Source organism: Nocardia sp. FDAARGOS_372 (assembly GCF_002554515.1).
GTDB classification, from domain to species: Bacteria; Actinomycetota; Actinomycetes; order Mycobacteriales; family Mycobacteriaceae; genus Nocardia; species Nocardia farcinica.
The window spans coordinates 3,206,890-3,230,104 of record NZ_PDDW01000001.1 but is presented as its reverse complement, the minus strand read 5'-3'; the positions used below and the strand labels follow the sequence as shown (position 1 = coordinate 3,230,104).

The window sequence follows — 23,215 nt, the reverse complement described above, 5'->3', positions numbered from 1 at the left end:
CTCAGAACCTGGAATGCCGGTCGGCGTGTAGATATACGCGTCCGTCGTGTGGACCCCGATTTGTCGGTGGGCAACGTTATCGTGCTGTGCATGCGCGATATCCGATCCGACCATCAGGCGGTTCGTCTGGTGACTTCTGCCGCCCTCCGCGCGGCGGTGGCATGGTCTCAACGCGAAACCCGTGCGGAAGCGTGGCGAGAGCTGTCGCGGATGACGGGAGTCGTCATGCAGGTCTTCGGCCCGTCAGATGCATCGTTTACCCCGGCGATGCTGATCGAGGCTCTGCACCACCGCTTTCGGCTCTGGTGGGCCCCGACAGCCCGGTCAGCGACGTTGTGCTGCTGAATGCTGACGGCAGCATCAGCGATGCGGCCGTGGACATAGCGTGCGAGTACGCTGAGGGGCTGTTCACCGACAGCGCGGATCCTGCCGAGGATTGGCTACCGAGTTGGACCTGGCAGCGGCAGGAGCAGGTGGAGAGGAAGGTTTACGCCTGAGGTTCCCCCGCTAATCCGGAGAGCGGATTATCTGGTTCCGGCTGGAACCCGGTCATGGTAATTGGCTTCGTACTCATCGGGTGATCGCCAGCCGAGCTTCTTCTGGATCCGCTGCGTGTTGTACCAGCCGTCGATGTAGGCGAACAGGGCGTTCTCGGCTTCTTCCCTTGTCCGCCAACTGTTCCGATACACCAGCTCGGTCTTCAGGGTAGAGAAGAAGTTCTCCATGAGAGCGTTGTCGTAACTGTCACCGACCGACCCCATCGACTGCGCGATCCCGTTGTCGGCCAACCGGTTCGCGAACCGGATCGCCGTGTAGGTCGAGCCACGGTCGGAATGATGGACCAGCTGCCCGTCACGGACATCGCGGGTCCACACCGCGTATTCGAGAGCACCGAGTACCAGTTCGGTGTCGTACCGGTCCGAACACTTCCAGCCTACGATCCGGTTCGAGAACGCGTCCCGGACGGCGGCCAGCCAGAACACACCCTCACCACACACGATGCGGGTGGCGTCGGCGACCCATAGCCGGTCCGGCTCACGGGCGGTGAAGCCACGGTTGACAAGATCCGGGGCCGGGGTGGCACGCGGATCCTGCCGAGTCGACCCCAGGCGCCACTTCTTACGCAGGAACGCGCCCTGCAACCCGGCACCCCGCATCAGCCGCTCGACTCGTTTGCGGCCGATCGAGATCCCCCGCCGGCGCAGCATCGCATGGATCCGAGGTGACCCGTAGGTCCCGCCCGAACTGGTATGGATATCGACGATCTCAGCCAGCAACTCCTGGTCGGCCAGCCGCCGCGCAGACGGCTCCTGCGCCTGCTGCAACCAGCCGTAATACGTCGATGACGCGATGCCCAGAACCCGCAATACGAGCTCGACCGGGTGCTGCGGATGTTCGCTGACGAACCGCATGATCACCGCCGGGTCTGGCCGAGCTCGGAGGCGAAATACGCACTCGCATCGCGCAATACGGCGTTCAACTGCTCCCAGCTCCGCGACCCGCTTCTTCAGGGCCCGGTTCTCAGCCAGCATGTCGGTCGTCGGCCGATCGTCGCGTTCGCCGGCATCGGCCTCAGCTGGCGGATCCACAGCCGCAACGCCTCGTGATGCACCCCGAGCTGGGCGGCCAGCTTCCGGATCGTCGGCTTCGGGTCCGACTCCCGATACAGCCGCACAGCCCGCGCCTTCAGCTCGTCCGGGTACTTCTTCGGTGCTGCCACGAATGACTCCTTCCGGCCCTATCGGACCACAGTCAGAGCCCTCCGAGAAAACGGGGGAACCTCACCGGCGGAACTTTTGGACAACGTCGCCAGCATGGTGGACATGCGCCCATAGTTGGGCTTAGGCTTCTGCCAGAGCATCAGGAACTCTGTACATGCGGCATAAGCAGGGTGTTCTGACAACTTCGCATCATTCTTGCTGAGCACGACAGGTTGGCACGCATCGAGCTGCTTTCTCACTTCCGCTCGTGTGGCCGCATGCTCTGAAATCTTTTTCATCGCCTGAGTGAACGTCGGTTTCGGCTGGACGGGTTTGTTTCGTTTCTCTTCGGCAACCGACCAATCAACCACGGCGAACATCCTGTTCCACGCCTTGGTCGCCACTACGACATGACATTGTCGTAGTTTGGCAGCATGCCGTGGACGATGCCGTTGCGGTACAGTTCGAACGTCTCCGGTTCATCGGTGGCGTAAAACCCCTTGCGGAATGTCGCGTGTGCGTGCGTCAATCCGGGGTGGTGCCCGACAACACTGTCCCAAGCATCGACGTCCTCGTTTTTCCGGGCATGAAGGCCCTTTCGGAGTTGAGTGTCGGTGTCATTGACGTAGCCGTCCATCACGCTGAGGAGGACATGAACGACGGCGTAGTACCGGCCGGAAAAATAGTCGTCCAAAGCGTGCTCGATGAGGTGTCGCCGGGACTTCATCGCCTTGCGGTTGCCGAGACGCCTTGCCCAGAATCGGAGAAGTTCCTCATCCTGGTAGTAGGCAATGAGAGCCGCTTCGGCAGCATCAGCATTGTCGTGGTGCTTACTGACAATTGCTGCCATGCGTTCGAGGTTGAGATTGTCATGGAATACCCAGTGCCGCGGACCAAGGAGGGCGTAGAAGCTGTCCACGGTGTCAGTGATGTACTCCACCTGCTGCCGGATTTCCTTTGCGTTCGGGCGCTTCTTTTTGGGAGCGAAGTATTGAAGCCAGCGGTAGGCCGCTAGCTGTTTGTTTAACTCGATGATGGAAGGCATATCCTTCGCGGATCCGTATGGCATTGCTGGTCTATCCCTTCCCGTTGTTCACTACGTATGCAGGACCGACGCGGCACACCCCGCCTTCGCTCGAGGCTCTCCAGCTGGGAAGGCGTGAATGTTGTCGGCGCTTGTATGAATTCTGGGCTATCATAGCATTTCGAGACTCAACATATAGCTGATTTACATCCTCGGGAGGATTGTATGCCAGGCCCCCGCGACTACGGCACCGGGACCGAGAAGGCGTTATTCTTGTTGTCACAGGGCACCTGTTACTATCTGGACTGTAAAGAGCCTGCTATCAAGTTCGTCGAGGGGTATCCGGCTACTAATTTGCAGATTGCACATATCCGTGGCGCGAACCCTGGATCTGCCCGCTATGACGAGCGTATGACAGATGCAGAGCGGGCGCATTTCTCAAATCTGGTTCTCATGTGCAAGCCGCATCATGACATATCGACAAGATACGTCCGCTTGACTACTCCGCTCCGTTACTTGAGTCATGGAAATTGACTCGCGAGGGTGACTATGCGGGCGATTTGCTGAGTCTTGGGGGAATTTCCGAAGAGCGACTTTTTGAACTGATGAAGGAGGCGGTGCGAGAAAATATGCCGCAGCGGGCCATCGCGGTGGAGCTGGGTGGCGCAATTGTTTTTGGCACTGCTGGCATTTCGATTGTCCCGTTGCGGGCACTGCATGAGATTCTTCGCAACAATTCTGGATTGCCGATTGACTCTCTCGCGCTTGCTGTTACAGTGCGCAACATAGGATATCGTCCAGTCACGATCGAAGAGATCTCCGTTGAGATCTACCCACATCCATCAGTTGGTCCTCACCCTGCTTCGCTTCACGGGCGCTGTGATTATTCGTTTAACCCTCGATTTCCGCATCGAATTGATATTGGAGGAGCGGCCGTTCGATGGCTCTGTTCTATGGACACCATGTAGGTTATTTTTGCGAAACAATCACATGTCGCATGGGCGAGCTTTGAAGCGACTGTAAGGCTCGCTTCAGGCGAGAAGTATCCAACTGAACGACACGGTATTGACATGCTGGCATGAAGAATTTCAGCACTCTAGCGATCACTTTTGGGCTATTTGAAACACGGTGGTTAGCGCGTGTATTCCCCTCCGGGCGCGCATGTTATCCCCATCAGGGGATACTGTCACAGTTGCTCGATGCTCCAGGTTAGTGAATCGGACCTGGAGCTCGATTGCTTTATAGAGTTCCTGGTTGTGTCCGGGAGCTCCTCCGGCCAGGATTGGGCGGACATCTCCCAGGGATTCGATGAGTTTGCGGAGCTCGGTCTCGGTGAACCGTTCCGGTTTGGGGATGTTGTTCAATTCGACCCTGTGCGGCGGCTTTGTCGGCTTCGATTTCAAGCGGAACGGCCATCGGCTGTGATGGAAGGAACCCATGAGCGAGGCCCACGACCAGCCGAAGGGTTGCGTGAGCAGCAATCCCGAGACGCTGCTACCAGGCAGAGACTGTCTGCGAGGGACCTGCGCGACATCCTGATGGCCGAACGGGTCGAGCCGCTGCCGCCCTACACCCTTAGTTCGGGACAACATCATCGACCGCGCAGTGAACCGCAACCCGCGCACTCGGTCCTACGTCGTCCTCGCCTACACCGATACTGGACCCGGAGGATAGGCGCTGGTCGACGGTGTCCTGGTCGATCACGCTACCGACACCAAACTACACGCCGTCCGCGGACTTCAGAGGTCGGGATCATCCGATCCTCGCCACCACTGGTGAGATCTGATTCGGCAGCCGAACCTACGGCTCTAGCAAGGCACGCTTGGTAACGGCACACGTCAGGGTGTGAAGGTCCGTGGACTGACTCGCGGTCTGGAGTTCGCGGGTGCTCTGAGCGCCCAGTTGCTGACATCGAGCAGCGTCCCGCACCTGAAAGCGATTTCTTACCTCGATGGCAAGTCGCTGACTGCGTGGTATCTCAGGGTCGTCGAAGCGTCACCTACCCCTGCAGCAGCCCGGACTGTACATCGACGGTGGAAGTGGGGTTGCGACACATTCCACCGCGTCTCGCATGCTGGGCGAGATAATCGTGCAGGCGTCTTCGGAGCGTTGATCAAGGCCACCGACATGGTCCTTGTCAGCGAGTTGCGGTTTGACGAGAATCTCAAGTAGTCCATTCCGGACGTCTTGTGGGGTACTGCCGGGAGGCGCAGCTCGTGGGCGGCCGATCCGTCGCGGTCGGTGCTTCCTGTGCTCGCTACCTGCATGGCGCCCAGGGGTCGACCCGTCAGCACAACGAGCCCTCCGGTAGTTGCGAGGTGTGGTGCTAACACGTGCACGTGTTCGTCTGATATGGCAGGGACGACATGTAGGAGGCCGCTACCTGATGTACGGCAGTCGGCTTGGTCGCTCTTGCTGGAGTCCTCGACGGAAATCGCGCCGGTGTCGGTTGCGGTTCGTATCGTTGCATCCGGTGATACTCGAGTGAAGGCCTCTCGATACGGCATCCTGTGGCTTGGACAGGTGGGAAGTGATGCGGGCGAACGCGCGGAAGAAGTACGGGGCGGCGGGAGAGTCCGCTGTCAAGAGCCATTTCGAGAAGCTTGGATGGGGAGCGATTCCTAACCCGGAGCACGACCTGGGAACCGACCTGTGGCTCATGCCGCGTGATGACCGGGACTTCGACTGCAGCCTTTTCTGCGGGGCCCAGGTGAAAACAAGCCCGGACGCGACTCGTAGGACGAAGTACTTCAAGCAGCCTGGTGAGAACGGCGGCCTACCGGGATGGTGGTATTACGAGGAGGACCAGGACCACTTCAAGTTCTGGATCGAGCACGCCGAACCACACTTCATTGTTCTACACAACCTCGCAGCCAATACCAGCTACTGGTCACTGGTCACCGGGGAGTCCGTCGAGTGGACGCCCAAGGGCGGCAAGATCTTCGTGCCCAGTACTCAGTTGCTTGATGAATCCGGTCGAGACCTGCTGTTGGCGGCTGCTGCGACACAGCGTGGACCCGTTGGCTGGGAAGGTTCGGCGTGGACGGGTGCGGGCAATCTCGCGCCAGCAGATAGTCTGCGCTACGCGCTTCTGGCACCCCGTCTGGTGGCACCCCATCCGAACAACCAACCAGATAGGGTCGCAGCGCCACAGGCGATCGCAGCATTGGTTCTGGGGCGCACCATCGAGTTCACAGAGCCGCCAGGGTCCCTAAATCCGTACCCGTGTATCGGCGAGATCACCGAGTCCTCGGAATGGGCACTGCGGTTGCTGGCGGCCTTGTACGGCGCTGTCACGACAGGGCATCTGGAGAAGCTGTTCGAGTTCGTTGCGCAACCGGCGCCTTCGGTGCATGAGAGTGTCACGGCAGCGGTCGTCGGAGCAGCGTTCCACTTCGAGACCGGTGATGTCGGCGCGGCGATCATATTGCTGGACAGGCAGATCGAGCGCAACCAAGCCGATGTCGTAGACCATGCCTGGTTGCTAGTGCAGAGGGCCCGTGCTGCGCGGGAACTCGGAGAATCTGAGGCCGCGGTTGCACTTGCTACTGCGGCCTTCCGTGTCCGGTTTGCTGCGCCCGCGGATCCAACAGGCTTGGCGATATCGGCTATCGCCAGCCAGATCGTTCTTGCTCTGACGCCGTCGAGCCCGGCGGCGTTGTCGGAGGCAGTGATTGCCTCTGACACTGCCGTGGCGTGGTGGCGCAGCCAGTTGGTCGGCCAGGGGCTGGATGATGTCCTCGAATCCGGGTTCAAGAGCTGGACTGCGGATGGTTCGGTGACACTGGGTTCTGGGAACTCTGCGCGGCACCTCAGGGCCGCATCGTTGATAAGTGGCTTCACTGGTGATCATGCGGGCTGGCGGCGGGCGTTGTCGATGTGGTGCCGAACGACTCTGCTGGCTGACGACGGAGATGACACAGAGCTGGCGCTCATGGCCTTGAACGACCTGCGCGTGTGCGGCGACGCCGACGACGTGCGCCGGGCAGCGCAAAGGTTCCTACGGGCGGGGCCTGTGGACGCGGTTGCTGAGTGCGCATCCAGCTTCTCTCTGCGCGAATGCACCCGATCTACCATGCCCGCGAGCGTGGCGCTGATCGTCTCAGGGGCTGACGTCTTCACAGAGCCGGTCGCCGAGGCCCACGCGCAGGTCGCGATGGAGTGGTTTCGAGATCCGGTAAAGATCTTGGCGATGATGGGCCCCGGCTACTCGCTGGCGGCTCTGCAGCGGTCTATGCTCGACGTTGTCAGGGCGACGACGCCGGTGGTGTCCGACAGGTTCCTACGTGATGTGGTCGATTTTCTTGTGGAGGTCGCCCATCAGGCGCTGTTCGAGCATGTAAGTACTTGCCTCATATGGGCGCTCAGGCGAGTACCGATTCGATCGTGGACTGATGGTGACATCGCTGACCTGCGAGCGGCCAGTACCGGCAACGAAGTGTTGCGAAAGGCTGTGGATCAGCTCTTCTCCGGTGGTATTCCCGCCCGTGAAGCAGAGCTCATGGCAGCGGCCGAAACCGGGGATCCAGATGCGATATCTGCTCTACCGGACATATCCCGGATCACTCCGGCCGCTGCGGCAGCGCTGGTCCCGGCATTGCGCGCGAGGATCCTCGGCCAGATTGATGCGTGCCGTCGAGGCGAATGGTCGGGCGCTTTGCACGAAGATGGATTCGCCTTGACCGTTATCAACATGTACCAGCCTGAACGCGCAGATTGGACTCCGATTGTCGCGCTACTGGACTCTCCTTCATCACTGACCGATGACGTGTTCAAGACGTTGTTGAAGATTCGCAGCGAGCCCGAGCTAATTCCACCTGAAGTTCAAAGTCGATTGGTCGAGGCAATGCATCGGTGGGTGAAAAAGCTGGATGCTCGCTCCGTACACACAGGTGACCTCCACGGGTCGTTGCTAGAGACGTTGAAAGTGCTCTCGCCAGAAAGTGTGGCAGAAACCGAGCTGTGGACCCTGATGAGTGGCAGTCGGGAACAGCGTCAGTCGCTGGCGCGGATTCTGCGACGCCGCAAGTCTGAGAAGGACATAGGCGTCCTGCTGGGACTAGCCTATGATCACGACGTCATGGTGCGGGGCACTGCGGCCGAATGCCTCGCAGCCTTGGCCGGCGAAGGACACGCTCACCCCGATACGGTTGATGCAACGCAAACGCTTGCCATCGAACCCGGTACCCAGGTGGCTCTGAGAATCACATGCGGTCTTGCGCCCTATCCCGATACTGCGATCGCGAGCGCGATCGCGGCGAGATTGGTCGAGCATCCGTCATCACAGGTGCGGCGCTGGGCCCACCGTGTTCTGGTAGCCACTCCACCATTACGCCGTCGTTAGTTGTGCACTCTGCGTAGGAGGCGTGTGATGCAGATCCTGCGGGTTGCAGGTCACCAGTGGTGAAGACGGTGCCGGCTGGTTGGCGTTCTTCCGCGACCTCGTCGCCCGCCCGGCCTTTCCGGGGTCGAGCTGGTCCCTAGTGATGTGCACGCCGGGTTGGTCGCCGCGATCGGTGCGACCCTGCCCGGCGCGTCCTGGCAGTGTTTCCGGACCCACTACACCGTCAACTTGATGTCGATCTGCCCGAAAAATTCGTGGCCCTGGGTCCGCACGATGCTGCACTCGGTGTTCGACCAAGCAGACGCATAATCAGTTGCCGCTCAATATGATCGGATGCTCGACGCCCTGACCGAGAACTGCCGAAAGTTACCGCCCACCTGGATGCGGCTCGCGTCGACACGCTGGCGTTCACCAGCTTCCCGAAACAGATCTGGCGCCAGATCTGGTCGAACAATCCCCAGGAACGGTTGAACAAGGAGATCCGGCGCCGCACCGAGGTCGCGGGATCTTCCCAGACCGGACCGCGATCATCCGCCTCGTCGGCGCCGTGCTGGCCGAACAACACGACGAATGGACCGAAGGCCGCCGCTACCTCCGCCTCGATGTTCTTGCCCGCTTTCGCAGCCTCAGCGAGGCCACCGACGAACGAGAGGACACCGCAGCCTTGACCGCCTGACCAACCAATGCCACGCGGCGATCATCCTGATACACTACACATTTGGACCTGACCTACCGCGACTCCGGTTCCGACGACAGCGGCTTGATTCGATTGCTCGCCGCTCGGAAGCTATGGTGCCGGAATGCTTGAAACGCTTGCAGCCGAATACATCGCCGCGTCGTTCTCGGTGCTTGAAGCAGAGAACGCGATTCCGACCTCCAAGATGCACCGGCACTTGCAAGCCCACCTGGACTTCGATGGATCGGCGATCGAAGCAATGCCCGAGTTCGCAGCTCTGGCGCAGGCGGTCATCAAGACCGGGCCTGAGGGGCTGCCGGCTTCAGACACCAATCCGGGGCCGGAACATACCCTCAGGCTCCTTCTGTTCAGCCTCCTCGAGTTGTGCGTGCACCGCTGTGCGGACGTTGACGACTACGATCCGGCTAGCACCGAGGTATCAGCCGTGATCACCGAGTTCTGTGATGTCGTTGGCGGTAGTTCCTATAATCTGGTCGTGGCGCGTGTCGTCTCGCACCTGGTGCCCGCGACGGGGACAGAGGTTGATATCGCTGGCATAACTCTTGTCGCCGAGACGCCGACTCAAGACCTCCGTAGGTGCATCGTCGCCGCGATTCCGGACGCCGACCACGCGTGGAAACGCAGAGGTCCGATGCTCGACCGGCCTCCACATTCGTTGCTTGTTGTCCGTGATCCTGTTGAAGGTGTCGGATACCACGGCAGCTGGAATCTTGAAGGTGTGCTGGACCGGTTGCAACTTGCGGTCTGTCTTCTCACCGGCGCCAACGTGCAGAGCGTCTATCAAGTATCTGGTGTGAGTTCGCGAATCTCGGCGCGTCCAGCACGAGTCGAGTTCCTCACGCGTGATGAGGAGGTTCCTTTGGTGCGCCGCGTTGCACGTCTGGACGAGACTCACGTGCCTGTATTGGCGGAATTGAGTGCGCTGATAGACAACGTCCGCAGCGAAAACGGCCAGGAAATCTGGTTGAGTTCGTTCGGTGAAGCATTGACGAAGTTCGCTAGGCTCGACGACACCTCCAGTCATTTCGATCAGATAGTGCAGTTGTCGACGGCGCTGGAGGGTGTGATCCTTGGTGCGAACGAAGGCGAGGGACTTACCCTCCGGTTGTGCACGCGCGCAACCGCATTGCTTGCATACGACGATGAGCCTGCCGCTGAGCTATTCGAGGACCTCAAGCGGCTCTACAGTTTCCGGTCTACGATCGTGCACGGCGGTGAGATGACCACCAAACAGCTGCGCAAAGACCTCAGAGCAATGCGTTGCGTACCAGACGAATCCAGCGGCCCCGGGCTGCTACCCCGGGTTGGGTTCGCAGTTGACCGGCTACGGGACATCGTGAGGAGAGCGATCCTCGCTCGACTGTGTCTTTCCTCCGGAGACACGCCGCTGTGGTCGATCTTTAGCAATGAGGCGCCAAAGCTCGACATCGTCCTGTGCGACGATTCCAACCGCGCACAATGGCGTTCGCACTGGCGGGACGTACTCGCCTCGATTGGGGCAGAAACTGCCGGGCACCGTGCTGCGGCGCCAGTTCACTCGCTCAGCGATGACGACATGTGATTTGGAACCCCGGTTCAGCAGAGCCTCCTCGGGCCGCATGTACGTTTGCGCTGAACACGCTGCACCACAACAGATCTGGAACTTGACTCATGTCCGAGAGCTCGGTGGCCGAACGCCGACGACATCCCGGGCTACATCGGCCGCCTGTTCGCATGATGCGCAAGGTCAAGCGTGACCCCCACTACTGATTGCGGTCGGTAGAAAGTGATGCAGGTCGAGTGGTTGTGCAACCCCGCAGGCGAATTAGTGTGCTCTCCGCGAGAGCGGGGATGAATCCCGGACCGGTACTCGCGACACTGTCGTCATTCGGTACTCCCTGCGAGCAACGATGAGCCTCAGCCGACCGAGATGTCGCCCTGCCCACCGAGGTGCTCTTGGCGCGCGGGGATGAGCCCGTGGCGGCGCCCGCGGAGATGCGCTCCCTGCGCCAACGGGGGATAAGTTCTTGACCGGCATCGCCAACTACTGCGGCATCGGGCACTTTGCCTGAGCGGCGGTGAGTTCCGGCTCGGGTGGAGTGCATCCCCGAACACCGGGTGCTCCCCATTGGAATCGCCGAACCGTCGGTGGCGGGGGCACCGGTCCAGCCGTCCGGGAAGTCCTGCGAATCCTCAGCGTTGCGGGATCGATTCGTGCTGCTCGAGCACTGGCGTGGCCGTGTGCGGGAGGTGGGGTGCGGCGAGGGGCCTTCGCTGTGGTCGAGGGCTTGGGCTATGAACGGTCGTGTTGTCCGCCAGTAGGCAAAGGAAAGTTTCGGCGCCCCACAGAAACTCCACAGTTTTGACCGGAATCAATGCGATTTCACGAGAATTGCCCAGCACGGCCGTTTCGCGAAACACGTTGACAACAAGTAGTATTGGGAACATACGAGCATGTTCGGGGAAACCGGAACGCTCGCCAGGTGGTCGCAGGTTCAAATCCTGTCAGCCCGACAGTGAAAACCCCCTCTGACCTCGGTCGGAGGGGGTTTTCTCGCGTGCCGGAACTTGACGTGGTTAGGCCGATACACACAGTTACAGCACAAAAGTGACTTCAACCGGCCGATTCGGCAGCTCCGAATCGCGACAATTGCGAGCCTTCGGAGGCGGATCCGACGTCTCCGCACCCTGAAGTGAGGCAACTCATAATTTCTGGCCGCGGAGTCGCGCCGTCCGCGACGCCATCCACGCCGGGCATCTCTCCTCGAACGGTGCTGCTCGGACATCTACGCTCTCCTGCTGCCCGACGAACCCGACGGCGCCGCCGAGTGGGACACCGACATCGTCGAGCTGTGGGACCGCAAGGGAAACGTCGCGGGCGGAACCTCCTACAGCGACGAGGATGTCCCGTGGTAGTGCTCGTACTCAGCGCATGCCCCGCCGGCCTCCGCGGCCACCTCACCCGGTGGTTCCTCGAAATCAGCCCGGGCGTATTCGTCGGGATCGTCAGCGCGCGCGTGCGCGAACTCGCATGGCAGCGAGTCGTCGAACTCGCCAAGGACGGCCGCGCCATCATGATCCACTCCACGAAAGGAGAACAGCGCCTCGCGTTCACAGTCCACCGACACGACTGGGAACCGGTCGACTTCGACGGCCTCCACTTGATGCGCCGGCCGCACACCAGCGCCGTCAGTTCAGGAGGCGCACGGGCCGGCTGGAGCAAGGCCAGCCGGTACCACCGAGCCGCCCGGAAACGCGCGGCCGGTGGGGGTGCGGAAAGTGAATGAAAAATGGGTGATCGGCTTGGAAACGTGCAGGTCAGGAAGTGTGCTCCCCGCGCGTGCGGGGATGAGCCCTCATCCACCACCATCAGCGACGTGCGGCCGTGGTGCTCCCCGCGCGTGCGGGGATGAGCCCGACGCGATGGCCCTTCTCGAGCAGGAAGGGTTGTGCTCCCCGCGCGTGCGGGGATGAGCCCCAGCCGCAGACGACGACCGCCGAGCAGGTCCGGTGCTCCCCGCGCGTGCGGGGATGAGCCCCGCCTGAAACCATCGCAGAGAGGATCGAGCGCGTGCTCCCCGCGCGTGCGGGGATGAGCCCTAGGCCACCTTGCGGACCCATCCAACCAACAGTGCTCCCGGCGCGTGCGGGGATGAGCCCGGCGGACCAGCGAGCCCACCGAACTCCCTTGGGTGCTCCCCGCGCGTGCGGGGATGAGCCGTAGACGCTGGCGACCGAGTGCCCGAATCCGGAGTGCTCCCCGCGCATGCGGGGATGAGCCCTGGGTGGCGACGATGACCTCGGTACGTGCTCCCCGCGCGTGCGGGGATGAGAGCCCCACGTGCCCGGCCCGACCGAGTCATACCTTCCGTGCTCCCGCCCGTGTGCGGGGGGGGGGGTGAGCCCCGAAGCTAGTTGCCCGTGAGTGGGACCGACGCCTGAAACGAGCACTCGGTCGAAGACTGTCGCGACCCGAACCAATACGTTGTCGTCCACAACCGGCGGCGGCGAGACGCGAAAGGTCTTCGTTCATGCGGACTGCTGACTGGGCCGTGGGTCACCGCGATCGGGGATTCTCTGCGATGGGTCCGGTCGCAGCTCCGCGCGCAAAGGCCGGCGTGAGGGTTGCGCGCCGACCCACACCGGCTTGCGGAGGCGGCCGCGCCGACGTAGGTAACGACTGCATACACCTCACCCCACGGAGATAGCTATCTGATTGCGGCGGGGTCGTGTCGAGCCCGGCGGCGTTAGCCTTGGTACTTCGCCAGAGCAGGAGCCTCGAGCAAGGAGGGCCGCCATGCGCGGACGGTTTACCGGATTCGCCGCTGCTTCGGCCTGCGCGGCGTTGTTGGTTCTTCCCGGCCTGGGTGCGGTGTTGTCGGCACCCGGTCTCCCGGTCGAGCGTGCTGTCCTCGCCCAGCCGGATCAGTATCCGCCGCCCGACACGGGGCCGTATGTGCTGCAGTGTCTTCCGGGTGGGATGGCCATGTGGAGCAACGGGGTCACCGGGTTCTCCGAATGGTGCTTGAACGGCAACGGAAGCCCGCACGGTCCGGACGGCTACGGGCCGTTGGGGCCGGTGGAGCCGGGTACGCCCGGTGGGCCGGCGATGCCGGGAGAACCGCAGATGCCGGATGGGCCGATAGGGCCGGAACGGCCGATGTAGGAGGTGCGTCGCCCATGTGAGCGCCGGCGATCAGGCGAAATCGGGCACAGCCGGAGGGGCGCGCCACCCTTCGCCCCGGCCGTGCCGGCACACGCCGGCTACGGGGCTCAGCTGAACGGTTGCCGGGGTGGGTGACGCGTCGGCGTGTGGCGGTCTGGCAGTCGTCCACCCAGCCCCTGTTTGCGGGATGATCCGGGGCCTGTCCAGCCCGGCGCCGGTGGATCGGGGCGCGTCGCCAGGAGGGCGCCTGTTGTCAGGCGGAGCACTCGCATCGTTCGCCGACCGGTCGCCGATGCCGACGGTTCATCGCGCGTACGGACGTGCCCTACCTCCCGCCACGGGGTCGCGTCACCTCACGGCCGAGTCGACGACCTCTGTCAACCCACCGAGAACCGCCGGTAACTGTCCCGTATACACCACCCCCAACCGCTGGGTCGCCCGCGTCAACGCCACGTACAACTCCGCCGCTCCCCGTGGTCCGTCGGCGAGTATCCGTTCAGGCTCCACGACGAGCACGGCGTCGAACTCCAGCCCCTTGGTCTCCGACGGTGGTACCGCCCCCGGCACTCCCGGCGGCCCGATGACAACGCTCGTCCCCTCCTCGTCCGCCTCGGAACGCACGAATTCGTCGACAGCAGAGCGGAGTTCGGCATCCGAAACCCGTCGTGCCCACGGCCGGACCCCGCACGCCCGGACCGATTCCGCCGCCTGCACCCCAGGCGCCAGCTCGGCCAGCACTCCCGCCGCGACGTCCATGATCTCGGCGGGCGTCCGGTAGTTCACCGTCAACTGCCGATACACCCACCGTCCGGGCACGTACCGGTCCAGCATGGTGGCCCACGACGTCGCCCCGGCCGGTGACCGCCGCTGCACCAGGTCGCCGACGATGGTGAACGACCGGCTCGGGCACCGCCGCATCAGTACCCGCCAGTCCATCTCCGACAACTCCTGGGCCTCGTCGACGACGACGTGCCGGTAGGTCCAGTCCCGGTCGGCGGCGGCGCGTTCGGCCAGCTCCCGGTTGTCGCGTTCGAGGAAGCGTTCGGCCAGGTCTTCGCCGTAGAGCATGTCCTGGGCGAGCAGGTGGTCCTCGTCGTCCATGAGGTCGGCGCGGTCGACGAGGATGTCCAGGACGCCCGCGGCGTAGGCGGCTTCGGCTTTGCGGCGGCGTTCGTCGTCGTCGGTGCGGGTGGGGTCGGGGCCGAGGAGGTCGACGAGTTCGTCGAGGAGGGGGACGTCGGAGATGGTCCAGGCGTCGCCTTCGGGACGGAACAGGGCGGGGTCGGCGCCCGCGGCGCGCAGGCGTTCCTCGGATGAATACAGTTGGGCGAGGAGCTGTTCGGGGGTGAGGATGGGCCACAGCTGGTCGAGTGCGGCGCGGAACGCTTCGTTCTCGGCGAGTTCGGCGGTGAGGTCCTCGCGCAGTTGCTCCCAGGCTTCGCGGTCGTCGCGGGTGAGCCAGCCGTTGCCGATGCGGGCGATCGCGCGTTCGGTGAGCACGTAGGTGACGATCTCGCGGAAGGTCGCCCTGGCCTCGTTGTGCGGCCGGCCGGTGGCGCGGGCCTCCTCCCTGGCCCATTCGGCGGTGGGGGCGTCGATGCGGACGGTGACGTCGTTCAGTTCGATCGACAGCGGCTGGTCGGGGAGGCGCTGGCGGTCGGCGACGGCGGCGGCGAGCACCTCGAGGATCGACAGTGCACCCTTGAGGCGGGCGGCGTCGGGGGTGTCCTCGGCGGTGACGTGCAGACCCGGGACGAAGGAGCCGGGCGTGGCGAAGACGACGTTGGATTCGCCGAGGGAGGGGAGCACGCGGTCGATGTGGTGGAGGAAGGCCGGGTTGGGGCCGACGACCAGCACGCCGTTGCGTTCCATCTGCGCGCGCTGGGTGTAGAGCAGGTAGGCGACGCGGTGCAGGGCGACGACGGTCTTGCCGGTGCCGGGACCGCCTTCGATCACCAGGACGCCGGGGTGGTCCAGGCGGATGATCTCGTCCTGTTCGGCCTGGATGGTGGCGACGATGTCGCGCATACCCGCGCCGCGCGGGGCGTTCACCGCGGCGAGCAGGGCCGCGTCGGCGCTCTCGTCGCCGCCCGGGCGGCCGAGGACCTCGTCGGTGAAGGAGACGATCTGCCTGCCGCGGGTGTGGAACTGGCGGCGGCGGCGCATGTTCTCCGGGTTGGCGGCGGTGGCGACGTAGAAGGGGCGGGCGGCGGGGGCTCGCCAGTCGAGCAGCAGGGGTTCGAACTCGTCGTCCTCGTCGTAGAGGCCGATGCGGCCGATGTAGTGGCGTTCGCCGGTGACGGCGTCCAGGCGGCCGAAGCACAGGCCGTCGTCGGCCACGCCGAGGCGCTTGACCTCCCTGGCGAGGGTGCGGACTTCCACGTCCCGCTCCATCGGTGAGTTGCCGGTGCCGCGCAGGGCGGCCCGGTAGCGGCGTTCGGCCCGGGCGCGCTCGGCGTCCAGGCGGGTGTAGAGCCCGGCGACGTAGTCGCGCTCGGACCGCAATTCCTCGTCGTATCCCTGATGCATACGCCCCTCACTTTCCCGGTGGTGACTCCGGCTGGACTTCGTCGTGCAGCGGCGTCGCGGCCTCGTGCCGCATCTCCCATTCCCGCAGGTTCTGACCTCGGCCAGCGATTGTGCGGCATGACCGGGGTCTTGCCGCAAGGCCCCCGGTGCGCTATATGTTGAAAGTGGAACGGAGTCGATCGCTCTCCTTCCCTTCTCGATTTCCCCTCTTCTCGATTTCCCGCTGATTCCGCCAGGTTTCTCGGCCCGGGTCGGTGCGTGTTCGGACGGCTATCCTGCACTGCATGAGCGACCAGCGCTGCATGAGCGACGCGAGCGGGTTCGATCCGCGGGCGGAAGTCGAGGCGGTGCACCGCCTGCTGGCCACCTGGCTGGGGACCGACGCGGACCCGCAGGTGCTGGACGATTTCCTCGCCACCCAGCACGAGGACTTCTCGATGGTGACCGTCGGCGGCGCGGTGCTGGGCAGGAAGGAGTTACGGGACGGGCTGCGCGGCGCGCGGAACAGTCTGCCCGGCTTGGTGATCGAGATCTCCGAGGTCGAAATGGTCTGGCATGCGGGCGGTCTGGTGGTTGTCCGGTTCGTGGAGGGGCATCGGAGCGGTGGCGCGGTGGAGTTCCGGCGCACCACCGCTGTCCTGGCCGCCGATCCGGGACGGCGGGATCGGTGGCTGGCACTGCAGGAAACCGCGATCGCGCCGCGGGCGGATCGCGCATGATCGGCGGGGGATCGGTTCGCGTGAGACAGGCTGTGCGCCTCGGTATTCCGGTACTCGTCGCGACGATGATCGCCGCCGGCCCCGGCCTCGCGACCGCCGCACCGGCTACTCCCGACGTGGGACCGGCGGGCACCGCACTGATCCACGGTGACCTCGCCTCCACCGACTCCACCCCGCACCCCGGCCCCGGGCCGAGCGGTCGGCTGACGGCGTCCTCGGTGCCGGGCGGGGCGTGCAGTGCGGTGTTCATCGGGTCCGACGGGATGCCGGTGGCGCTGTGCACCGCGTTCGTGAACCTCGCGCCGCCCGACGTCGCCGTGCCCACCGTGCAACTGTTCGATCCCGCGACCGCCGCGCCGCTCGCGTCACTGCCGCTGACGAAGGGGGGACTGCTCGGCGGCGTCTACGGCTACCTCGACAGCCGCGACCGCGTGGTGGTCGCCGACGGATCGGGCTCGATCACCAAGGTCGCGCATCGACGCGACGCGGACGGCCGGTGGACCTTGTTCGCGGACGAGAGAATCGATGTGGCCCGGCACATTCCGGAGGGCGACGCCATCACGTCGGTGGCCCCGGACTTCCAGGGCCGGATCTGGTTCGCCTCCACCGAGGGTGTGGTCGGCACGGTGGACACGGCCGGACGTGTCGGCGTCACCCGGCTGCCCGACGGCGAGAGGCTCACCAACGGGCTCAGCATCCGCCGCGACGGCGCCTCGGTCCTCACCGCGCGCGCCCTCTACGAGATGCGCGCCGACGACACCGGCACCCCGGTGGTGCGATGGCGTCGCGACTACGCCGCGGGCGCCGCGCGCAAACCCGGCCAGCTCGCGCCCGGCTCCGGCACCACCCCCACCTACTTCGGGCCGGACGACTCCTGGGTGGCGATCGTCGACGACGCCGAACGGCCCGAGCTGCTGGTCTTCCGCGCCGACGACGGAGCGCCGGTGTGCCGGATGCCCGCCTTCGAGACCTCCGGCCAGGGCACCGAGAACTCGCCGATGGCGTGGGGCACGTCGCTGGTCGTTCCCAGCACCTACGGATTCGCCTACCCGCCGATGGCGACCTCCGGTCCGAGCGATCCGCCGAACGCCACCTTCGTCGGTGGGATGACCCGCATCGACGTCACCGAGTCCGGCTGCCATCGCGTCTGGGAGAGCACCGACCGGATGGCGTCGCTGCCGCGGCTCTCCCGCGCCGACGGACTCATCCACGGCCTCGCCTACGGCCCGGCCGGGCCCGTCCAGCAGCTCGGCCCGGTCTATTACACCGCCGTCGACTTCCACACCGGCGAGCGCCGCGCCCACCGACAGGTCGGCTTCGCCCCGCTCGACGAGCCGCTGCAACTCACCGGCACCATCGCCCCCGACGGGTCGTACTGGCAGGCGACGATCGGGCGCATGCTGAAGATCACGGGCTGAGCGAACGGCCGTCCGCGATCGCCGAGCGCTTGTTCCCGTCGATCAGCGGATGGCCGCGCGCTCGTTAGGTCGTTGGTCGCTCGGGTACGCGGCTGCCGTAGTGGGAGACGAGCGAAGGAGGCGACCGTGACGCAGGCGATGGAGATGCTGGAGACCTTCCCCGCCGACCTCGGGCCGGACAAGCAGGCGCTGGCGGACTGCATCGAGGAGTGTTTCAGCTGTGCTCAGGCGTGCACGGCGTGCGCGGACGCGTGTGTGAGCGAGCCGGACGCGGGGGAGTTGGTGCGCTGCATCGGGGTGACCATGAACTGCGCGGAGGTGTGTGATGCGACCGGGCGGGTGCTGTCGCGGCATTCGGGGCGGGATCGGTCGCTGGTGACGGCGTTGCTGCGTGCCTGCGTGCAGGCGTGCGCGACCTGCGCCGACGAGTGCGCCAAGCACAGCGAGCACCACGAGCACTGCCGGGTGTGCGCGCAGACCTGTCGCCGGTGCCGTCGCACCTGTGCCGCGTTGCTGAACTAGGCCCCACCCGGGGTGGGGTTTCCCGCCACCTCGGGGGAGGGGAAACCAGCACCGGAGGGTCTGCCGGGGCGGGCGCGGGTCCGGGAGAGTGGGACATCTCCCCTTCAGGAACCGGAGCCCGCCATGAGTCAGCCTCGCATCCTCGCCGCCGCGGCGGAGCGGCGCGTCACGGTCACCACCGACGACGGGGTGGCGCTGGCCGTCCGCGAGTACGGGCCGCGCGACGCCGAACTGACCGTCGTCCTCGTGCACGGGCACTGCCTGCGTTCGGAGTCGTGGACCGCGGTGCGCGACGAGCTGCTGCGCCGCCACCCGCACGCCCGCGTGCTCTGCTACGACCATCGCGGCCACGGCGACTCCGCCGCCGCGCCCCGTCACACCTACCAGCTCGACCGGCTCGCCCGCGATCTGCGCGCGGTGCTCGACACGCTGGTGCCGGTGGGCCCGGTCGTGCTGGCCGGCCACTCGATGGGCGGGATGACGGTGCTGACCTACGCCGGCCGGTATCCGCGCGAGATCGGCACCCGGGTGGTGGGTGTCGCGCTGCTGGCGACGGCGGCGAGCGGGATCGCCGACGCGGGGTTCGGGCGGCTGCTGCGCAACCCGGTGGTGTCGGCGTTCCAGTGGGCGGTGCGGCGCGCGCCGCGGCTGATGCAGCGGGCGAAACTGCTGGCCTGCAAGCTGTTCGCGCCGGTGATCCGTACCGCCGAGTTCGGTGATCGCGCGGTCAGCCCGCAGGTGCTCGCCCTGGCGAACGCGATGCACAACGAGACCTCGATCGTCACGATGGCGAGCTTCCTCAGCGCGTTCATGAGCTACGACCGCACCGACGCGCTGCCGGTGCTCTCCGCGGTGCCGACGGTGGTGCTGTGCGGGTCGGCGGATCTGATGACCCCGCCCGCGCATTCGGTGGCGATGGCGGCGGCGGTCGAATACTCGGATCTGGTCATCGTCGACGGCGCCGGGCATTCGGTGATCCTCGAGGAGCCGGGTCAGGTGGCCGAGGTGCTCGGTCGCCTGCTGGTCCGCGCGGGCAACCGGTCGGCCGCCTACTCGCTCGCGGCCTGAGCGACGGCGGCGGCACGCGGGCTCGCCCGGCTGAACTGGCATCGGGCACGGCCCCGGACCGGTTTGCCGGAGGGGTCGATGAGCGCATCCGCCCTCGTTCCTCGGCCGTCCTGCACAGGTCGAGTTCGCGACGGGTGAACAGCCCCGCTGCCCGCTTCGCGTCGACCGCGCGGCGAAACAGTCGTAGTTTCGATGGGGTGACTGTTCCGACAGATCTGCCCACCACCGCCGGTGAACTGCGCGCGGCGGGCTACCAGCCCCGCGGGGTGAAGACCGAGATCCGCGAGAACCTGCTGGCGTTGCTGGCCTCCGGTGGTGAGCCGTGGCCGGGCATCGTCGGGTTCGACCGCACCGTGTTGCCGCAGCTCGAGCGGGCGCTGCTGGCGGGCCACGACGTGGTGTTGCTGGGCGAGCGCGGCCAGGGCAAGACCCGGCTGCTGCGCACGCTGGCCGGGTTGCTCGACGAGTGGACGCCGGTGATCGCCGGGACCGAACTGGGCGAGCACCCGCTGGATCCGATCACGCCCGCCGGCCGCAGGCTGGCCGCCGAACTGGGCGACGACCTGCCGGTGGCCTGGCGGCACCGGTCCGAGCGCTATGCCGAGAAGCTGGCCACCCCCGACACGTCCGTCGGTGACCTGATCGGTGACGTCGACCCGGTGAAGGTGGCCGAGGGCCGCAGCCTCGGCGACCCCGAGACCATCCACTTCGGCCTGGTGCCGCGCGCCCACCGCGGCATCGTCGCCGTCAACGAGCTGCCCGACCTGGCCGAGCGGATCCAGGTCGCGCTGCTCAACGTGATGGAGGAGCGCGACATCCAGGTCCGCGGCTACACCCTGCGGCTGCCGTTGGACGTGTTGCTCGTCGCCACCGCCAACCCCGAGGACTACACCAACCGCGGCCGCATCATCACCCCGCTCAAGGACCGCTTCGGCGCCGAGATCCGCACCCACTATCCGCTGGACATGCGCGCGGAGATGGATTTGGTGCGCCAGGAAGCCGATCTGGTCGCCGAGGTCGGCGATCCGCTGATCGAGGTGCTGGCTCGGTTCGTGCGGCACCTGCGCGATTCGTCGGCGATCGACCAGCGTTCCGGCGTGTCGGCGCGGTTCGCGGTGGCGGCGGCGGAGACGCTGGCCGCGGCCGCGCTGCGACGGTCGGCGCTGACCGGCGAGTATCCCGCGGTCGCCCGGCCGGTGGATCTGGAGGCGGTGCCCGCGGTGTTGCGCGGCAAGCTCGAGTTCGAGTCCGGAGAGGAAGGGCGCGAACAGGAGCACCTGACGCATCTGCTGCGCCGCTCGTTCGCCGAGACCGCGCGTGACCGGCTGGGCGGGCTGGACCTGCGGGCGCTGGTGGCGGCGGTGGCCGACGGTCACCTGGTCACCACCGGTGAGCGGGTGCCCGGTGCGGAGGTGCTCGCCGCGCTGCCCGAGCTGCCGGTGCTGCACGAGGTGGCCGACCGGCTCGGCGCGGGCACCGACGGCCCGCCCGCCCGCATCGCCTCGGCCGTCGAATTCGCTTTGGAGTCGCTGTATCTGGCGCGCGAGATCGCCAAGGACTCCGATGGCGGCACCGCCGTCTACGGCCGCTCATGACCACACCGGACCGCTACTCCTACGGCCCCTATCACGAGGGCCCCGACCCGCTCGCGCCGCCGCTGGACCTGCGCGCGGCCTTGGACGCGATCGGCCGCGAGGTGATGGAGGGCAGCTCGCCGCGCACGGCGCTCGAGGAACTGCTGCGCCGCGGCACGAACGGGCTGCGCGGGCTGGAGGACCTGACTCGCAGGCTGTGGCAGCGGCGCGCGGAGATCTCCCGGCGGCACCGGCTCGACGGCACCCTGCAACAGGTGCGGGAACTGCTGGAGGAGGCACTCGCCGCCGAGCGGCGGGCGCTGTTCCCTGACCCGTCCGACGATGCCCGCTTCGCCGAGGCCCAGCTCGACGCGCTGCCGTCGAGCACGGCCGCCGCCGTCGGGGAACTGGCCGACTACGCGTGGCGCTCGGAGACCGGCCGGGAGAACTATCAGCGCATCCGGGATCTGCTCGGCCGGGAACTGCTGGAATCGCGCTTCCAGGGCATGAAGGAGGCGTTGCGGAGCACGACGCCCGAGGATGTCGAACGGGTCCGGCGGATGATGTCGGATCTCAACGACCTGCTCGCCGCGCACGGCCGCGGCGAGGACACCGGCGAGCAGTTCGCCGAGTTCATGGCCGAGCACGGCGAGTTCTTCCCCGAGAATCCGCGCGACACCGAGGAACTGGTCGACGCGCTGGCCGCGCGGGCCGCCGCCGCGCAGCGCATGATGAACTCGATGACCGACCAGCAGCGGGCGGAACTGTCCGAGCTGATCGGCCAGGCCTTCGGTGATCCCCGCCTCGCCGCGCAGATCGCCGCCCTCGACGCCAATCTCCGCGCGCTGCGTCCGGGGGAGGACTGGGAGTCGGCGCAACGCTTCCGCGGCCAGGACCCGCTCGGACTGGGCGAGGGCGCGCAGGCGTTGCAGGATCTGGCCGAACTCGACGCGCTCGCCGAACAACTCGCCCAGTCCTACCCCGGCGCGCGGCTCGAGGACATCGACCTCGACGCGCTGGAACGCCACCTCGGCGAGGACGCCCGCGTGGACGCGCGCAGGCTCGCCGACCTGGAACGCGAACTGCGCAGGCAGGGCATGTTCGAGCGGGCTCCCGACGGGTCGCTGCGATTGACCCCCAAGGCACTACGCCGCCTCGGTGAGGTGGCGCTGCGCGACGTGGTCGGTCAGTTGCGGGCCAAGCGCGGTGAACGCGACACCGCGCGCGCCGGCGCGGCGGGGGAGCCCACCGGCGGTTCGCGGCCGTGGCGGTTCGGCGACACCGAACCGTGGGATGTGCCGCGCACGGTGCGCAACGCGGTCCTGCGCTCGGCCTCGACCGGCAGCCGCCGGGTGCGGCTGGATGTGGCCGACGTGGAGATCATGGAGACCGAGCAGCGGTCCCGCGCGGCGGTGGCGCTGTGTGTGGACACGTCGTGGTCGATGGTGCAGGACGGGCGATGGGTGCCGATGAAGCGCACCGCGCTGGCGTTGCACCAGCTCATCAGCACCCGTTTCCGTTCGGATGCGTTGAGCCTGATCACCTTCGGGCGGGAGGCGAGCACCGTCGACATCGGTGAGCTGACCGCCTTGGACGCGGTGTGGGAGCAGGGCACCAACCTGCACCACGCGCTCCTGCTGGCCGCCCGGCACCTGCGCCGCCACCCGGACGCGGTGCCGGTGGTGCTGGTCGTCACCGACGGCGAACCCACCGCCCACCTCGAACCCGACGGCGAACCGTTCTTCTTCTGGCCGCCCGCCCCCCGCACCCTGGCGGTGACGATGGCGCAGGTCGACGCGCTGGCCAAGCTCGGCGCGTCGGTGACGGTGTTCATGCTCGGCGAGGACCCGCGGCTGGCCGCCTTCGTCGACCTGATGGCCCGGCGCAGCGGCGGCCGCGTGGTGGCCCCCGACCTCGACGGCCTCGGCGCGGCCGTGGTGCGCGACTACCTGCGCGGCCGCCGGGGGTAGCGGCC

The 23,215-nt window shown here is 66.0% G+C and carries 16 protein-coding genes, 1 pseudogene and 1 CRISPR repeat array; of the genes and pseudogenes, 12 read left to right on the top strand and 5 right to left on the bottom strand.

The features are described 5' to 3' along the window. Positions 1 to 90 precede the first annotated feature (90 nt). Positions 91 to 345: a hypothetical protein gene (locus CRM89_RS30445; protein ID WP_127516220.1), complete on the top strand. Its 255-nt coding sequence runs from the start codon at positions 91 to 93 to the stop codon at positions 343 to 345. Positions 346 to 524: 179 nt separating this feature from the next. Here the strand turns inward: CRM89_RS30445 and CRM89_RS15555 are convergent, their stop codons facing one another. From CRM89_RS15555 to CRM89_RS15545, 4 genes are read right to left on the bottom strand one after another with little or no spacing between them, the layout of a single operon-like run. Continuing rightward, positions 525 to 1,532 carry an IS3 family transposase gene (locus tag CRM89_RS15555; RefSeq protein ID WP_098084644.1) on the bottom strand — a complete coding sequence of 336 codons (1,008 nt, stop codon included), beginning with the start codon at positions 1,530 to 1,532 and terminating at the stop codon, positions 525 to 527. Continuing rightward, entirely contained in the window at positions 1,508 to 1,720 is a 213-nt protein-coding gene (locus CRM89_RS15550) for a transposase (protein WP_098084641.1), read from the bottom strand. Before CRM89_RS15550 ends, CRM89_RS15555 begins: the two co-directional genes overlap by 25 nt. 18 nt (positions 1,721 to 1,738) lie before the next feature. After that, positions 1,739 to 2,104 carry a hypothetical protein gene (locus CRM89_RS30440; RefSeq protein ID WP_127516218.1) on the bottom strand — a complete coding sequence of 122 codons (366 nt, stop codon included), beginning with the start codon at positions 2,102 to 2,104 and terminating at the stop codon, positions 1,739 to 1,741. Continuing rightward, entirely contained in the window at positions 2,104 to 2,745 is a 642-nt protein-coding gene (locus CRM89_RS15545; RefSeq protein WP_098084639.1) for a hypothetical protein, read from the bottom strand. Before CRM89_RS15545 ends, CRM89_RS30440 begins: the two co-directional genes overlap by 1 nt. Positions 2,746 to 3,254: 509 nt before the next feature. On the opposite strand from CRM89_RS15545, the gene CRM89_RS30435 reads away from it, so the two are divergent. From CRM89_RS30435 to cas2e, 5 genes and pseudogenes are all read left to right on the top strand, one after another. Further along, positions 3,255 to 3,692, top strand: a complete 438-nt coding sequence (locus CRM89_RS30435) for a hypothetical protein (protein WP_127516216.1) — start codon at positions 3,255 to 3,257, stop codon at positions 3,690 to 3,692. Between the two features lie 1,565 nt (positions 3,693 to 5,257). Then, positions 5,258 to 8,068, top strand: coding sequence for a DUF4365 domain-containing protein (locus CRM89_RS15540; protein WP_127516214.1), 2,811 nt, complete (start codon positions 5,258 to 5,260; stop codon positions 8,066 to 8,068). 40 nt (positions 8,069 to 8,108) lie between these two features. Next, positions 8,109 to 8,744 (top strand): annotated as a pseudogene (locus CRM89_RS15535) (transposase); the annotation flags it as partial. A 124-nt stretch (positions 8,745 to 8,868) separates the two neighbouring features. Beyond that, the gene (locus CRM89_RS15530) at positions 8,869 to 10,326 is read left to right on the top strand and encodes a HEPN domain-containing protein (protein ID WP_098084634.1); all 1,458 of its coding nucleotides are present in this window, start codon (positions 8,869 to 8,871) and stop codon (positions 10,324 to 10,326) included. Between the two features lie 1,327 nt (positions 10,327 to 11,653). Then, positions 11,654 to 12,031 (top strand): type I-E CRISPR-associated endoribonuclease Cas2e, encoded by a 378-nt coding sequence (cas2e, locus tag CRM89_RS15525; protein WP_076573809.1) that lies wholly within the window; start codon positions 11,654 to 11,656, stop codon positions 12,029 to 12,031. 40 nt (positions 12,032 to 12,071) lie between these two features. Continuing rightward, positions 12,072 to 12,580: direct repeats of the CRISPR family, unit length 26 nt; unit sequence GTGCTCCCCGCGCGTGCGGGGATGAG. Positions 12,581 to 13,758: 1,178 nt separating this feature from the next. On the opposite strand, the gene helR is transcribed toward cas2e, so the two are convergent. Continuing rightward, positions 13,759 to 15,939, bottom strand: a complete 2,181-nt coding sequence (gene helR, locus CRM89_RS15520; protein WP_172964517.1) for an RNA polymerase recycling motor ATPase HelR — start codon at positions 15,937 to 15,939, stop codon at positions 13,759 to 13,761. A 284-nt stretch (positions 15,940 to 16,223) separates the two neighbouring features. Here helR and CRM89_RS30985 point away from each other — a divergent pair, with 284 nt between their 5' ends. The 6 genes from CRM89_RS30985 to CRM89_RS15490 all read left to right on the top strand — a co-directional run bounded on the left by CRM89_RS30985 (position 16,224) and on the right by CRM89_RS15490 (position 23,210). Continuing rightward, positions 16,224 to 16,658 carry a nuclear transport factor 2 family protein gene (locus CRM89_RS30985; RefSeq protein ID WP_228821860.1) on the top strand — a complete coding sequence of 145 codons (435 nt, stop codon included), beginning with the start codon at positions 16,224 to 16,226 and terminating at the stop codon, positions 16,656 to 16,658. After that, entirely contained in the window at positions 16,655 to 18,076 is a 1,422-nt protein-coding gene (locus CRM89_RS15510) for a hypothetical protein (RefSeq protein ID WP_098084631.1), read from the top strand. The genes CRM89_RS30985 and CRM89_RS15510 overlap by 4 nt, the downstream gene beginning before the upstream one ends. Before the next feature lie 126 nt (positions 18,077 to 18,202). Next, positions 18,203 to 18,598, top strand: a complete 396-nt coding sequence (locus CRM89_RS15505) for a four-helix bundle copper-binding protein (RefSeq protein ID WP_098084628.1) — start codon at positions 18,203 to 18,205, stop codon at positions 18,596 to 18,598. A 123-nt stretch (positions 18,599 to 18,721) separates the two neighbouring features. Continuing rightward, positions 18,722 to 19,666 (top strand): alpha/beta fold hydrolase, encoded by a 945-nt coding sequence (locus CRM89_RS15500; protein ID WP_060594701.1) that lies wholly within the window; start codon positions 18,722 to 18,724, stop codon positions 19,664 to 19,666. 197 nt (positions 19,667 to 19,863) lie between these two features. Beyond that, the gene (locus CRM89_RS15495; RefSeq protein ID WP_098084625.1) at positions 19,864 to 21,261 is read left to right on the top strand and encodes a sigma 54-interacting transcriptional regulator; all 1,398 of its coding nucleotides are present in this window, start codon (positions 19,864 to 19,866) and stop codon (positions 21,259 to 21,261) included. Next, complete coding sequence (locus CRM89_RS15490) at positions 21,258 to 23,210, top strand: VWA domain-containing protein (protein WP_098084623.1); 1,953 nt, start codon at positions 21,258 to 21,260, stop codon at positions 23,208 to 23,210. The genes CRM89_RS15495 and CRM89_RS15490 overlap by 4 nt, the downstream gene beginning before the upstream one ends. Positions 23,211 to 23,215: the final 5 nt, after the last annotated feature.

What these genes read in the sequence shown, in the direction of transcription:
- CRM89_RS30985 (WP_228821860.1), top strand. Translation starts at nt 16,224, where the DNA reads ATGAGCGACCAGCGCTGCATGAGCGACGCGAGCGGGTTCGATCCGCGG.
- CRM89_RS15555 (WP_098084644.1), bottom strand. Translation starts at nt 1,532, where the DNA reads ATGCTGGCTGAGAACCGGGCCCTGAAGAAGCGGGTCGCGGAGCTGGGA.
- CRM89_RS15500 (WP_060594701.1), top strand. Translation starts at nt 18,722, where the DNA reads ATGAGTCAGCCTCGCATCCTCGCCGCCGCGGCGGAGCGGCGCGTCACG.
- CRM89_RS30445 (WP_127516220.1), top strand. Translation starts at nt 91, where the DNA reads ATGCGCGATATCCGATCCGACCATCAGGCGGTTCGTCTGGTGACTTCT.
- CRM89_RS15545 (WP_098084639.1), bottom strand. Translation starts at nt 2,745, where the DNA reads ATGCCTTCCATCATCGAGTTAAACAAACAGCTAGCGGCCTACCGCTGG.
- helR (WP_172964517.1), bottom strand. Translation starts at nt 15,939, where the DNA reads ATGCATCAGGGATACGACGAGGAATTGCGGTCCGAGCGCGACTACGTC.
- CRM89_RS15530 (WP_098084634.1), top strand. Translation starts at nt 8,869, where the DNA reads ATGCTTGAAACGCTTGCAGCCGAATACATCGCCGCGTCGTTCTCGGTG.
- CRM89_RS15510 (WP_098084631.1), top strand. Translation starts at nt 16,655, where the DNA reads ATGATCGGCGGGGGATCGGTTCGCGTGAGACAGGCTGTGCGCCTCGGT.
- CRM89_RS15540 (WP_127516214.1), top strand. Translation starts at nt 5,258, where the DNA reads ATGCGGGCGAACGCGCGGAAGAAGTACGGGGCGGCGGGAGAGTCCGCT.
- CRM89_RS15490 (WP_098084623.1), top strand. Translation starts at nt 21,258, where the DNA reads ATGACCACACCGGACCGCTACTCCTACGGCCCCTATCACGAGGGCCCC.